The sequence below is a fragment of the Pseudomonas sp. SMSB3 genome (assembly GCF_052041965.1).
In the GTDB taxonomy this organism is placed as follows: Bacteria; Pseudomonadota; Gammaproteobacteria; order Pseudomonadales; family Pseudomonadaceae; genus Aquipseudomonas.
In genome coordinates this window covers 113,801-127,733 of the sequence record NZ_JBKGGV010000005.1, presented here as the reverse complement: position 1 = coordinate 127,733, position 13,933 = coordinate 113,801, and the positions used below count along the sequence as shown (strand labels likewise).

General features: G+C 62.9%; 7 protein-coding genes and 1 pseudogene. 2 read left to right on the top strand and 6 right to left on the bottom strand.

Features of this window, described 5'->3' with window-relative positions; translation table 11 throughout:
- Nucleotides 1–25: 25 nt before the first annotated feature.
- Complete coding sequence (locus tag ACLEJW_RS10930; protein ID WP_440777533.1) at nucleotides 26–799, top strand: ParA family protein; 774 nt, start codon at nucleotides 26–28, stop codon at nucleotides 797–799.
- A 24-nt stretch (nucleotides 800–823) separates the two neighbouring features.
- Here the strand turns inward: ACLEJW_RS10930 and selO are convergent, their stop codons facing one another.
- From selO to betI, 6 genes are all read right to left on the bottom strand, one after another.
- A complete protein-coding gene (gene selO / locus ACLEJW_RS10925; RefSeq protein ID WP_313458209.1) occupies nucleotides 824–2,284 on the bottom strand; it encodes a protein adenylyltransferase SelO in 1,461 nt (486 codons plus the stop codon).
- A gap of 122 nt (nucleotides 2,285–2,406) precedes the next feature.
- The gene (gene mscK / locus ACLEJW_RS10920; RefSeq protein WP_145191371.1) at nucleotides 2,407–5,715 is read right to left on the bottom strand and encodes a mechanosensitive channel MscK; all 3,309 of its coding nucleotides are present in this window, start codon (nucleotides 5,713–5,715) and stop codon (nucleotides 2,407–2,409) included.
- Between the two features lie 34 nt (nucleotides 5,716–5,749).
- Entirely contained in the window at nucleotides 5,750–7,492 is a 1,743-nt protein-coding gene (locus ACLEJW_RS10915) for a potassium/proton antiporter (protein WP_313298175.1), read from the bottom strand.
- 164 nt (nucleotides 7,493–7,656) lie between these two features.
- The gene (betA, locus tag ACLEJW_RS10910; RefSeq protein ID WP_145191374.1) at nucleotides 7,657–9,348 is read right to left on the bottom strand and encodes a choline dehydrogenase; all 1,692 of its coding nucleotides are present in this window, start codon (nucleotides 9,346–9,348) and stop codon (nucleotides 7,657–7,659) included.
- 156 nt (nucleotides 9,349–9,504) lie between these two features.
- A complete protein-coding gene (gene betB, locus ACLEJW_RS10905; protein WP_313298122.1) occupies nucleotides 9,505–10,977 on the bottom strand; it encodes a betaine-aldehyde dehydrogenase in 1,473 nt (490 codons plus the stop codon).
- Between the two features lie 39 nt (nucleotides 10,978–11,016).
- Complete coding sequence (betI, locus tag ACLEJW_RS10900; RefSeq protein ID WP_313298125.1) at nucleotides 11,017–11,673, bottom strand: transcriptional regulator BetI; 657 nt, start codon at nucleotides 11,671–11,673, stop codon at nucleotides 11,017–11,019.
- Nucleotides 11,674–12,205: 532 nt separating this feature from the next.
- Here betI and ACLEJW_RS10895 point away from each other — a divergent pair.
- Nucleotides 12,206–13,761, top strand: a pseudogene (locus tag ACLEJW_RS10895) (BCCT family transporter).
- Nucleotides 13,762–13,933: the final 172 nt, after the last annotated feature.

Genomic DNA, 13,933 nt, shown 5'->3' with positions numbered 1-13,933 from the left:
ATTCGTTGATACACGGAGGTCAATCATGCGGCGCGTGGTGTTCAATCAGAAAGGTGGCGTTGGCAAGTCGAGCATCGCTTGCAACCTGGCAGCGGTGAGCGCCAGCGAAGGCTACCGAACCCTGCTGATCGACCTGGATGCCCAGGCCAATTCGACCCAGTACCTGACCGGGCTGACCGGCGACGACATCCCCATGGGTATCGCCGATTTCTTCAAGCAGAGCCTGTCCAGCGGGCCATTCAGCAAGAAGAACAAGGTCGATATCTACGAAACCCCGTTCGACAACCTGCATGTGGTCACCGCCACTGCGGAGCTTGCCGACCTGCAGCCCAAGCTCGAAGCCAAGCACAAGATCAACAAGCTGCGAAAGCTGCTCGACGCGCTGGACGAAGACTATGAGCGGATTTACATCGACACGCCGCCGGCGCTCAATTTCTACGCCGTATCAGCGTTGATCGCCGCCGATCGCGTACTGATTCCTTTCGACTGCGACAGCTTCTCGCGGCAAGCCCTGTACGGCCTGCTAGCGGAAATCGATGACCTCAAAGACGACCACAATGAAGCTCTCGAGGTCGAGGGCATCGTGGTCAATCAGTTCCAGTCCCGCGCCAGCCTGCCCCAGCAGATGCTCGATGAGTTGCTGGCCGAGGGCCTGCCGGTGCTACCGGTGTATCTGGGCAGCTCGGTAAAGATGCGCGAATCGCATCATGCAAGCCTGCCGCTGATCCATCTGGAGCCGCGGCACAAGCTGACCCAGCAGTTTGTCGAATTGCACGATTTGCTTGAGGGCGATGGCTGAGGATCGCGCGGGCGCGAGCTGTCGTCAGGAGGAGCAGCTGATTTCCAGGTGCTTGCCCCATTCAGGTGGACGCTCGGCATAGGCCTGCATGCCAGCCTGTTCTTCGAACGGTCTGGTCAGCACCTGATGCAGGCGCCGCACCTCGCTGTAGTCGCCTGCCTCAGCCGCTTCGATGGCCCGCTGCGCCAGGTAGTTGCGCAGTATGTACAACGGGTTCACCGCATGCATGCGCTCGCGTCGGCCGGTCGCATTGTCGGCTTCGCGCTGGCAGCGCGCCAGGTAGTCGGCAGCCCAGGCGTCGAAACCGGCCAGGTCGATGAAATCATCACGCAGCAGCTGCAGGGCGTCAGCCACCGGCTGCTCGCCCAGCCTGCGGAAGAACAAGGTGTAATCCACGCCACCGCTCTGCATGCGCTGCAGCAGCCGTTCGACCAAGGCCATGTCCTCATCTTCGGCGCTGGTCAGGCCCAGGCGGCGGCGCATCAGGTCCAGGTAATGGGCCTGGTACAGCGGCAGGAACAACTCCAGGGTCTGCTTGAGCGCTTCGACCTCGATCACCGTGGTCAAGGCCTGGGCGAGGGCGCTGAGGTTCCAGTGGGCAATGGGCACCTGGTTGGCATAGCTGTAACGGCCACGGTCATCGGAATGGTTGCAGATGAAGTTGGCGTTGAAATCATCGAGGAAGGCGAACGGTCCGAAGTCGAAGGTGATGCCCAGGATCGACATGTTGTCGGTGTTCATCACGCCGTGGCAGAAACCGTAGGCCTGCCAGTAGGCGATCAGCTCGGCATTGCGTTCGACGATGGTGCGGAACATGGCCAGGTAGGGCTGTTCGGCGTCCCGGCATTCGGGGTAATGCTCGGCGAGCACGTGGTCGATCAACACCCGTTGCTGTTCAGGCTGCTTGGTGTAGTAGAAATACTCGAAGTGGCCGAAGCGCACGTGGCTGGGCGCCAGGCGCGTCAGCATCGCTGCGCTTTCGCGGGTTTCGCGCCAAACCGTGGTGCTCGAGCCAATTACGCAGAGTGCCCGGCTGCTGGGAATGCCCAGCGCATGCAGGGCTTCGGAGGCAAGGAATTCGCGGATCGACGAGCGCAGCACGGCGCGCCCGTCGCCCATGCGTGAATACGGGGTCTGGCCAGCACCCTTGAGGTGCAGGTCCCAGTGCTCGCCGCGCTCATTGCGCACCTCAGCCAGGAGCAAACCGCGACCATCGCCCAGGCGCGGGTTGTAAGAGCCAAATTGATGCCCAGAGTAGACCATTGCGCGGGGGTCGGCTTCTTCCCAGAGCTTGTGGCCGCTGAACAGCTCGGCGAACAGCGGCAGTTGCGCCTGGGCAGGGTCGAGATCGAGCAGCCCCATGGCCGACTCGCTGGCCACCACCAGGCGCGGGTCGGCGATGGGATCGGGCAGCACCTGGGTGGAAAATGCATCGCCCAGACGGGCGAAGCGGTTGTCGAAGGTCAGTTGGTCGAGGGCTTTCACAGGCTGCTCCTGGTTGGGGGCCATTGGGGCCGCCTTGCGGCCCTACGCGGGCAAGACGGCTCGCCCCTGATTGGCGGCGAGCCTTCCCGGCATTGTGCACAGAGTAAAGTATTGGAGCCCCATCAAGCCGGAGCAGTGCCATCCGATTTTGGCTGCTCCATCGCTATCAGCTGCTGCTTGCCGCCTTTGGGGTCCATCAGGAACACTTCCACCTGGCGCACCGAGATCTTGATGTCGTGGGCCTTGAACTCGCGGTTGATGTAGCGATTGATCTCGTCGAGCGTCGGGTTGCGATCGCCAAGGTCGCGTACATGCATGCGCAGTTCGTGGTCCAGCGAGCTCTCGCCGAAGTTCAGGAAGTACACGATGGGCTCAGGGTCCTTGAGTACCCGCGGGTTTTCATGGGCGCCCTTGAGCAGCAGGTCGCGCACCAGATCAAGGTCAGAGCCGTAGTCGATGCCCAGCTTCAGTGTTACCCGCGTGACCGTATCGGTCAGCGACCAGTTGATCAACTGCCCGGTGATGAAGGTCTTGTTGGGAACGATGATGTCCTTGCGGTCGAAGTCGGTGATGGTGGTAGCGCGGATGCGAATCTTGCTCACGGTGCCGGACAGGTTGCCGATGGTGATGGTGTCGCCGATGCGCACCGGGCGCTCGAACAGGATCATGATGCCGGAGATGAAGTTGGCGAAGATCTCCTGCATGCCGAAGCCCAGGCCCACCGACAAGGCCGCGACCAGCCACTGCAGCTTGTCCCAGCTCACCCCCAGGGTCGACAACGTACTGACGATCCCGACGCCGACGATGGTGTAGGACAGCAGCGTGGTCGTTGCGTAGGCGCTGCCCTGGGCGAGGTTCAGGCGCGACAGCACCAGCACCTCGAGCAGGCCCGGCAAGTTGCCCGCCAGGGCGAAGGTGATGCCGACGATCACCAGGGCGCCGAGCAGGTCGCCGAGGCTGATCGGTACCATGCTGGCGGCAGCGCCGGTGCCGCTGGTGTATTCGTAGAGGACGAAGTTGTTGAGGTAGGCGAATACCGACAGCAGGTCCGACCAGACCCAGTACAACCCGGCGATGAAGCCGCCCAGCAGCGCCAGGCGGATCAGGCGCAGCGATTGCTGGTTGACCTGCTCGATGTCCAGGGTGGGCTCTTCGCTGATCACTTCGCCGTCCAGCCCTTCCTTGGCGGCCTGACGCTTGCTCAAGGCGCGTTGATAGGCCAGGCGCCGCGCCGCCACCGACAGCCCGCGCACGAACGCCGCTTCGATCACCAGCCAGAACAGCAGCAGGTACAAGGTGTAGATCAAGCGGTCGGTGAGCTTCAGCGCGGTGTAGTAATAGCCGAAGCACACCGCGACGAACAAGGCGATCGGCAGGGCGGTGAACGCCACCCCCACGGCCTTACGGAACAGCGAGGTGTCGCGATGCGCAGGGCTGCTCAACAGCAGGCGGCTGAGCAACCAGGCCATCAATGCGTAGCAGGTCAGCACCACACCGATGCCCAGCACATCTTCAGCCAGCGCCGAGGGCTGGTGCTCGGCCACCGCCACCACGCCGACCAACGCCAGCACCACCGTGCCAAGGCGGCGCACCCAGCCACGCAGGAATTCGACCTGCGGCTTGTGCCAGCGGAAGTGGATTTCGGCCACCCCGCCCGGCGAAAGAATGCGATAGGCGGTGTAGAACACCAGCCAGGCCTGGGCCAGCTGCCACAAGGCGGCACCCAGGTTGGCGTTCTGCCCGCGGGCGTCGATCTGCAAGGCATAACTGCAAAGCGCCAGGCCCAGGCTGACCGGCATTGCCAGGAGAATGTTGATGAGGATCGCCTGGGGCGTGTGCCACTGGCTGTCGCGGCGGAAGTGGCCGATATCCTGGTGCACCTTGCCCAGGCGCTGATACAGGTACTTGCGCCGCCATTGCAGGGCGCCGATCACCAGCAGCAGCGGCAGGAACAGCAGCGGGCGCTGGATCAAGCCATCGCCCAGTTCCTTGACCCCCGAGGCCCACGGCAGGCTGGCAACCTGCTCCGGCAAGCGCTCTGGCACCAGGCGCAACCAATCCCAGTCCAGCGGCTTGTTGCTGGGAATCCAGAACATCTGTTCGTCGAGGGTGTTGCGCAGGCCGATGGCGGTGCCGAGCAGTTGCTTCTGGTTGAGCTGCAGGGTGATCGATTCGTTGAGCAGTGCCGACAATTCGCGGTTCAGGCGCTCTAGCAGGTCGCTGCGGGTGATCGCCACCTCGAGCAAGGCCCGGCGCAGCTGGGGGGTGACATCCTGTTCGGGCTGAGTGGCCAGCAAACGGTCGACGTAGGTCACCGGGCTGCTCATCTGCTCGCGCTGCTGGTTGATCTCGAACTGGTACAGGCGGATATCGGCAATCTGGTCGGCCAGGTCGCGGTCCAGCTTCAGGTGCGGCAGCGCCTGTTTCTGCTTGTAGAGGATCTTGGACAGCAGCAGGCTGCCCTTGAGCACGTTGATCTGCTCGTCCAGGGCCTGGTCAGCCTGGGTCAGGCTATCGAGCTGCTGTTTGGTGCGCAGGTTCTGTTGGGTCAGCTCGTTGAGGCGGTCGGTGCTCTTGAGCAGGTAGTCGGACAGCTTGAGGTTGGCTGCACTTTCGGTAGCCAGCAGGCTGCTGCCGCCGGCCTTCTGCGCCTCGATGGACTGCTGGGTGACGGTTTGCTGCGACTGGGCCAGGCGCTTTTCGTTGATCAGCGTCTGCAAGTCCTGGATTTCCTGCTCCAGGCGCGCGGTACGCTCGATGAGCAGGTCGTGGCGGGCATTGCCCAGGTCCTGCAGCAGGCCGTTGCCGGCCAGCTCCTGGCGGCGCAGCAAGGTCGTGGCATTGAGCGAGGCCAGTTCGGCGAGCAACTGGTTGCGCTGGTCGGCGTTGATCGGCTTGCCGCCGTCCTTGCCACTCTTGAGGCTGTTGTTGATCTGTTGGGCGCGGGTCTGGTTGTTGCTGATCTCGGCCTGGGCACGCTCAGGGCGAGTTTGCGAGTTGATGATCAGGCTGTTGGCCTCGGACAGGGCCTTTTGCAACTCACCCTGCTGGGTGTTGCGCTCACTGAGCATCTGCTCGAGCTGCGGTACGCTCAAGTTGGCGTAGCGCTGAGCCAGCGGCTGCGCCTTGCTCTGCTTGAGCTTGGCCAGCTCCTTCTGATTGTCGCTGGTTTCCTTGGGCGCATCGGCCAACTGTTGCTTGAGCTCGGCCAGCTTGCGCTCGCTGTCTTGCTTGCTGTTGAGCAGGCCCAGGGTTTGCTCCAGCACCTGCTGCAAGGCCTTCTGATCGGCTTCGGGCAGCTTGCGCTCGGCAATCTTGTCGAGGCTGCTCTGGATGCTGGCGGTGGTCGGGGCTTCTGCCGCGTTGGCGGCGAAACAAAGGCACAGGCACAACCCGAGCAGGGCTGTGCGAAGGTACACGCGCAGGGACATAGGCAGACTACTTTGGATCAGGCGGAAACGGAGTTTAGAGGAACAATCCTGGTCCGGGTCGCGTTCCTTCGGGGAATCTGACGCCGACTTTCTGGATCTTGTTCCCGTCCAGGGTCGCCACGGTCCAGATCGTGCCATGCCATTCGACCTGGTCGCCTACTACTGGAGCGCCTCCGACCTTTTGTCGGATGAACTGCGCCAGCGGCATTTTCGCGTCCAGGCCGTCGAGCTTGAGGCCATACAGCGCAGCGACCGCGCCCAGCTCGGCATCGCCTTCGAGCACGAAGTCGCCGAAGAAGCGCAGGTCCAGCCCGCGCTGCGGTGCCTGGCTGAACAGCTTGCCCAAGGCCGGCAGGTTATGTTCGTGGCCGATCACGCAGAGCATGTCGCCCACCTCCAGCACCGTGCTGCCCGAGGGGTGCAGCAGTTGCTCGTTGCGAAACAGGGCGGCGATGCGTGTGCCCTCGGGCATCTTCAATTCGCGCAAGGCTGCGCCGATGCACCACTTTTCCGCACCCAGGCGGTACACGAACAGCTCCCACTCGCTGGTCACATGCACCTCCAGCGCCGAGCGGGAAATGGGTGCCGGGTCTGGTGGTACCGTGACTTTCAGCAGCTTGGCCATCCACGGCAAGCTGGTGCCTTGCACCAGCAGCGATACCAGCACGATGAAGAACGCCAGGTTGAAGAACAGCTGCGCATCGGGCAGCCCCGCCATCAACGGGAACACCGCCAGAATGATCGGCACCGCACCGCGCAGGCCGACCCAGCTGATGAAGCCTTTTTCGCGGCCGTGGAAGGCCTTGAATGGCAGCAGTGCGGCCACCACCGACAACGGCCGCGCCACCAGGATCATCCACAGCGCCAGGCCCAGCGCCGGTACGGCGATCGGCAGCAGGTCGTGGGGCGTGACCAGCAACCCCAGGACCAGGAACATGCCGATCTGCGCGAGCCAGGCCATGCCATCGAGCATGTGCAGGATGCCGTGGCGGCTGCGGATCGGCTTGTTACCCAGCACCAGGCCGCACAGGTATACGGCCAGGAAGCCGCTGCCATGCAGGGCGTTGGTCAGCGAGAACACCACCAGGCCACCGGCCACCACCAGAATCGGGTACAGGCCACCGGCCAGGTTGATGCGATTGACCAGTTGCAGCATCAGCCAGCCGCCACCCAGGCCGAGCAGCCCGCCGATGCCGAACTCGCGCAGCAGGTGGGTCAGCAGGCTCCAGTGCAAGCCGGTCTGGCCGCTGGCGATCATGTCGATCAAGGTAACGGTGAGGAATACTGCCATCGGGTCGTTGCTGCCCGATTCGATTTCCAGGGTGGCCGTGACCCGTTCGTTCAGGCCCTTGCCGCCAAGCAGCGAGAACACCGCCGCCGCGTCCGTGGAACCGACGATGGCACCAATCAGCAAGCCTTGGATCAGGCTCAGGTTGAACAACCAGGCCGCGACCAGGCCGGTCAGCGCCGTGGTGATCATCACCCCGACAGTGGCCAGCGACAGCGCCGGCCACAGGGCCACGCGAAAGCTCGCCACCCGTGTGCGCAGCCCGCCATCGAGCAGGATCACCGCCAGGGCCAGATTGCCTACCAGGTAAGCGGTGGGGTAGTTGTTGAAGATGATGCCGCCACCGTCGACCCCGGCAACCATGCCTACCGCCAGGATGATGACCAGAATCGGGATACCCAGACGCGACGACAGCGAGCTGACCAGGATACTCGCGCCCACCAGCAATGCGCCGATCAGAAACAGGCTGTTGATGGTGCTGGCATCCAAAGGCAGGTACTCCGGGGTCGTGCGGAAAGGAACTTGAATGGGCAAGTCGCGTGCCAATCGATTCTAACCTGATGAATTGGCAGCATGTAAAGCGTTTCTGCAGATGTAAAAAAGGCACCGCGAGGGTGCCTTTCAGTGCCGCCAGGTCACCAACCAGGGTTGGCTTAGCCCTGCTTCACTTCGCGCATCGCCTTGCCTTTGACCGGAGCACCATTGGCCTTGTAGTACTTGGCCGTGCTGCGCGGCAGTGGCTTGCGACCACGGATCTTGTCCGAGATCTTTTCCGCGATCATGATCGTGGTGGCATTCAGGTTGCCGGTGATGATGATCGGCATGATCGAGGCGTCGACCACGCGCAGACCTTGCATGCCATGGACGCGACCTTCGCCATCGACCACAGCCATCTCGTCGGTGCCCATCTTGCAGGAACAGGACGGGTGATACGCGGTTTCGGCGTGCTCGCGGATGAACTTGTCCAGCTCTTCATCGGTTTGCACGTGCTCGCCCGGGCTGATCTCGCGCCCGCGGTACGGGTCGAGCGCCGGCTGGGCCATGATTTCCCGGGTCAGGCGGATGCCGTCGCGGAATTCCTGCCAATCCTGCTCGGTGGCCATGTAGTTGAAGAGGATGCTCGGGTGCTGACGCGGGTCTTTGGACTTGGCCTGGATACGCCCGCGGCTTGGCGAACGCATCGAGCCCATGTGCGCCTGGAAGCCGTGTTCCTGCACGCCTTTGGAGCCGTTGTAATTGATCGCCACCGGCAGGAAGTGGTACTGGATGTTCGGCCACTCGAACTCAGGACGCGAGCGAATGAAACCGCCTGCCTCGAACTGGTTGCTGGCGCCGATTCCGGTACCGTTGAACAGCCACTCGGCGCCGATGGCCGGCTGGTTCCACCAGAGCAGCGAAGGGTACAGCGATACTGGCTGAGTGCAGGCGTACTGCAGGTACAGCTCCAGGTGGTCCTGCAGGTTCTCACCTACCCCTGGCAGGTCGTGCACCACCGGGATATCCAGGCTTTCGAGCAGGGCGCGCGGGCCGACGCCGGAGCGTTGCAGCAGCTGCGGCGAAGCGATGGCGCCAGAGCTGACGATGACTTCCTTGCGCGCACGGGCTTCGACGCGCTCTTCGCTGTCGCCCACCAGGTAGGTCACGCCAACGGCGCGCTTGCCTTCGAACAGCACGCGGTCGCTCAGGGCGTGGGTAACGATGGTCAGGTTCGGGCGTTTCTTGGCCTGGTCCAGGTAACCACGGGCGGTGCTGGCGCGACGACCCTTCTTGGTCACGGTACGGTCCATCGGACCGAAGCCTTCCTGCTGGTAACCGTTCAGGTCTTCGGTGCGCGGATAGCCGGCCTGCACGCCGGCCTCGACCATGGCGTTGAACAGCGGGTTGTTGCCAGCCTTGGGTGTGGTGACGCTGACCGGGCCTTCGCCGCCGTGGTAGTCATTGGGGCCGATGTCGCGGGTTTCGGCCTTGCGGAAGTACGGCAGGCAGTCCGAGTAGGTCCAGTCTTCCAGGCCTGGCAGTTCGGCCCAGCCATCGAAGTCCATGGCGTTGCCACGGATGTAGCACATGCCGTTGATCAGCGACGAACCGCCCAGGCCCTTGCCGCGTCCACATTCCATGCGGCGGCCGTCCATGTGCGGCTCTGGGTCGGTTTCGTAGGCCCAGTTATAGCGCCGACCTTGCAGTGGGAAGGCCAGTGCAGCCGGCATTTGCGTGCGGAAGTCGAAGCGGTAGTCCGGGCCACCGGCTTCGAGCAGCAGCACGGTGACGCTGGCGTCTTCGGTCAGGCGCGTCGCCAGGGTGTTACCGGCCGAGCCTGCGCCGACGATGATGTAATCATATTCCATGGAGCTTCCTCCGGAAGCAGCGGCAAGCTTGGCGCTGCAAGCTGCAAGAACAGGCAGCCGCGCAAAGCTTGCGGATGAATGAGGCCTGCAAGGGCCGGTGGCAGGGTGCCGACCGGCTCTTCTTGCAGCTTGAAGCGTGCGTCTTGCAGCGGTAGATCAGAAGACCGACGCGTAGTCGCCCAGTTCGACCTGCACCGACTTGATGCGGGTGTACTGAGCCAGCGAGCTGATGCCGTTTTCACGGCCGACGCCCGACTGCTTGTAGCCACCGACCGGCATCTCTGCCGGCGACTCGCCCCAGGCGTTGATCCAGCAGATACCGGCTTCAAGCTTGTGGATGATGCGGTGGGCGCGGCTGATGTCGTTGGTGCAGACGCCGGCCGCCAAGCCGTACTCGGTGTCGTTGGCGCGGCGGATCACTTCGTCTTCGGTCTCGTAGGACAGAATGCTCATCACCGGGCCGAAGATCTCTTCCTTGACGATGGTCATGTCGTCGCGGCAGTCGGTGAATACGGTCGGCGCCACGAAGGCACCCTTGGCGAATTCACCCTCGTTCAGGCGCTCACCACCGCACAGCACACGGGCGCCTTCCTGCTTGCCCTTGGCGATGTAGCCCAGCACGCTTTCCATGTGCTGGAAGCTGACCAGTGGGCCGAAGTTGGTGTTTTCGTCTTCCGGGTTGCCAGCACGGATGCGGGCTACGCGCTCGACGATCTTGGCTTCGAAAGCGGCTTTCAGTTCAGCCGGGACGAACACACGGGTGCCGTTGGTGCAGACCTGACCGGAGCTGTAGAAGTTGGCCATCATGGCAATGTCGGCGGCCTTGTCGAGGTCGGCGTCTGCGCAGATGATCAGCGGCGATTTGCCGCCCAGTTCCATGGTGACTTCCTTGAGCGACGAACTCGAGGCGCTGGCCATGACTTTCTTGCCGGTGGTGGTGCCGCCGGTGAAGGAAACCTTCTCGATGCGTGGGTGTTCGGTCAGCCAGGTGCCGACTTCGCGGCCGCTGCCGGTCAGGACGTTGAACACCCCGTTCGGCAGGCCGGCTTCGGTGTAGATCTCGGCCAGCTTCAGGGTGGTCAGCGAAGTGACCTCCGAGGGCTTGAAGATCATCGCGTTACCGGCAGCCAGGGCCGGCGCGGACTTCCACAGGGCGATCTGGATCGGGTAGTTCCAGGCGCCGATACCCACGGTGACGCCCAGTGGCTCGCGGCGGGTATAGACGAAGGACGATTCACGCAGTGGAATCTGCTCGCCTTCGATGGCCGGCACCAGGCCTGCGTAGTACTCCAGGACATCGGCGCCAGTGACGATGTCGACGTAGCGGGTTTCGGAGTACGACTTGCCGGTATCCAGGGTCTCCAGCATGGCCAGCTCGTCGTTGCGCTCGCGCAGGATGTCGACGGCGCGGCGCAGGATGCGCGAACGCTGCATGGCGGTCATCGCCGCCCAGACTTTCTGGCCGCGCTCGGCGCTTTCGACGGCTTTCTCGACGTCAGCCTCGGTGGCACGTTGCACGTGGGCGAGGACTTCGCCGGTCGCCGGGTTGATGGCTTCAAAGGTGGCATCGCTGCCAGCGTCGACGTAAGCGCCATCGATGTAGAGTTTTTGCGTTCCGAAACGGGCCATAGTGTCCTCGCAAGTGCAGTGTGTGGTTAGGCTCGCGCGTTACGCTCCTGCCGGGTCGACAAGGGCCGTGCGCGTTGGGTCAGCAGCCTGGTCGTCAGTGCCCAGGGTGTGCTGCTTAGCCAGTTGTAGATCCATGTATTCGTAAGCAATCCGTATTGCCTGGGCGGTGTCGAAGGCATCGCCCGACAACGCGCCACGCAGCCACAAGCCATCGATCAGGGCCGCCAGGCCGCGGGCAGCCTTGCGCGCATGGTAGAGCGGCAAGACGCGGCGAAACTGGCAGCACAGGTTGGAGTACAAGCGGTGGTCATTGATCCGCTGCAACCTGTGCAAATCGGGCTGGTGCATGCTGGAGGCCCAGAAGGCCAGCCAGGTTTTCATCGCCGGGCCGTTCACCTGGCTGGCATCGAAGTTGCCCTCGATGATCACCTTCAGGTGGGCGCGCGGGCTGTCGTCGGCAAGGGCCTGGCGACGTGCTCGAACGCCTTCGTTGAGCATGTTCATGATGTAACCCATCGTCGCTGCGATCAGGCCGTTCTTGTCCCGAAAGTAGTGACTGATGATGCCGTTCGACACGCCGGCCAAACGGGCAATCAGCGCAATGCTGGCATCCCCCAGACCGACCTGATCGACCGCCTGCAATGTGGCTTCGATCAACTGCTGGCGGCGGATGGGTTGCATACCGACCTTGGGCATCTTGCTTTCTCCTCAGGCCTGCGAGCAGACGAAATGCGGCTGACTCGGCGAGGACCAGTCTATTTTGTTTTGATTGAACGTTCAATCAATAAAGAATAAGCTCTGCGACAATTTGTGCCATTGACAGCCTGAAGGGCGTTTCAAAGCGCACGGATTGACACCCCAGGAAATCGCGTAACCCCCGGAATACAAGGCGTTGACGGGTATGAGCGTGGCGAAATGCAGATTCTGTCGTATGGCCCTGGCCTTGCGACAGGCCCTTGGAGCGGGCGCGGTGCTCTGTGACGAATGCGCGCACCTCGGGCTGAGGGAAGGCATTTGTAGCAGGCCACCTGTCTGTTTTTTGCAACGTATCGATTCGGGTTCACGGTTTCCAAGGTGCTTTTATAACACCTGACGCAGTGGGGGTATTCCACCAATTGCTCGGGAAAGATTGATTAGCCTCCACAGCCGCACTGCCCGGAGCATTCGTGCAATGACTTCTGCCTCACTCACCCAACCCCCCGCCGAGAGGGTCCGGGTCAACCGCGTGGTGTTCTTCACCTCCGCGCTGATGATCCTCGTTCTGACTGCCTTGCTTATCGCCGTACCGGAAACCGCCGGCCAGGTCCTGGGGGTTGCCCAGAAATGGCTGACTCGCACCTTTGGCTGGTACTACATGCTGGTCATCTGCGGGTACCTGGTATTCGTCATTTACCTGGCTTTCTCCGACTACGGCAGCCTCAAGCTCGGTGGCAAGGACGATCAACCCGATTTCAGCTACGGCGCCTGGGCCGGCATGCTGTTCTCCTCCGGGATCGGCATCTCGCTGCTGTACTTCGGCGCGTCCGAGCCGCTGGACCATTACTTCAACCCGCCTGAAGGCACGCCGGCGAGCCTTGAGGCTGCGCGTCAGGGGCTGCAGTTGACGTTCCTGCATTGGGGGCTTCATGGCTGGGCGATCTACGCCTTGGTTGGCCTGGCCGTGGGCTACTTCGCCTATCGCCACAACCAGCCGTTGGCGCTGCGTTCGGCGCTGTATCCGTTGGTCGGCGAGCGCTGGGTCAAAGGCGCTGCGGGCAATGCCGTGGACATCTTCGGCATGTTCGTCACCTTGCTGGGGCTGGTCACCAACCTGGGTATCGGCTCGATGCAGGTGGCCTCGGGCCTTGAATACCTGTTCGGCATGGACCACAGCAAGACCAACCTGCTGATGGTGATCCTGGTGATGGCAGGCGTGGCCACCGTGGCTGCGGTGTCGGGGGTCGAAAACGGCATCCGTCGCCTGTCCAACCTGAATATCGCGCTGTTCAGCGGCCTGCTGGTCTTCGTGCTGCTGGGCGGGGAGACGCTGCACCTGCTCAACGGCTTCGTGCAGAACGTCGGCGACTACCTCAACGGCATCGTGCTCAAGACCTTCGACCTCTACGTGTATGAAGGCGAGGGCGGCAAGTCCGAGCGCTGGCTGGGGTTGTGGACCGTGTTCTACTGGGCCTGGTGGATTTCCTGGGGGCCATTCGTCGGCATGTTCATCGCGCGCATCTCCAAGGGCCGCACGGTGCGCCAACTGGTCATGGGAGTGCTGCTGATTCCGCTGGGCTTCACCCTGGCCTGGCTGTCGATCTTCGGCAACACCGCGCTGGACCTGGTCATCAACCAAGGGGCCGTAGAGCTGGGCAAGACCGCGCTGGAGCAGCCTTCGATGTCGATCTACCAGCTGCTCGAGTACTTCCCGGCGGCCAAGATCGTCATCGGCGTGGCGGTGTTCGTGGGCTTCGTGCTGTTCCTCACCCCGGCCGACTCCGGCGCGGTGATGATGGCCAACCTGTCGTGCAAGGGCGGCAAGGTCGACGAAGACGCCCCGCACTGGATGGTGGTGTTCTGGTCGGTGGTGATCACCCTGGTGACCATCGGTTTGCTGTTCGCTGGCAACTTCGAAGCCATGCAGACCATGGTGGTACTGGCGGGCCTGCCGTTCTCGGTGGTGCTGGTGCTGTTCATGTTCGGCCTGTACAAGGCCATGAAGCAGGATGTGGCGGTCGAGCAGGAACGCGCCGAACTGGCCGCCCGCGGTCGCCGTGGCTTCAGCGAACGCCTGAGCCAGCTTGAATTGCAGCCGACCCAGGCCGTGGTGCAGCGCTTCATGGACAAGCAGGTCAGCCCGGCGCTCAAGGAAGCTGCGCTGCAGTTGCAGGCCCTGGGCTTCGAGGTCGAGACGCGGTTGGGGCAGTCGCGCAACATGATGGGCCTGCGGGTGATGATGGAGGAAGGCAACCCGTTC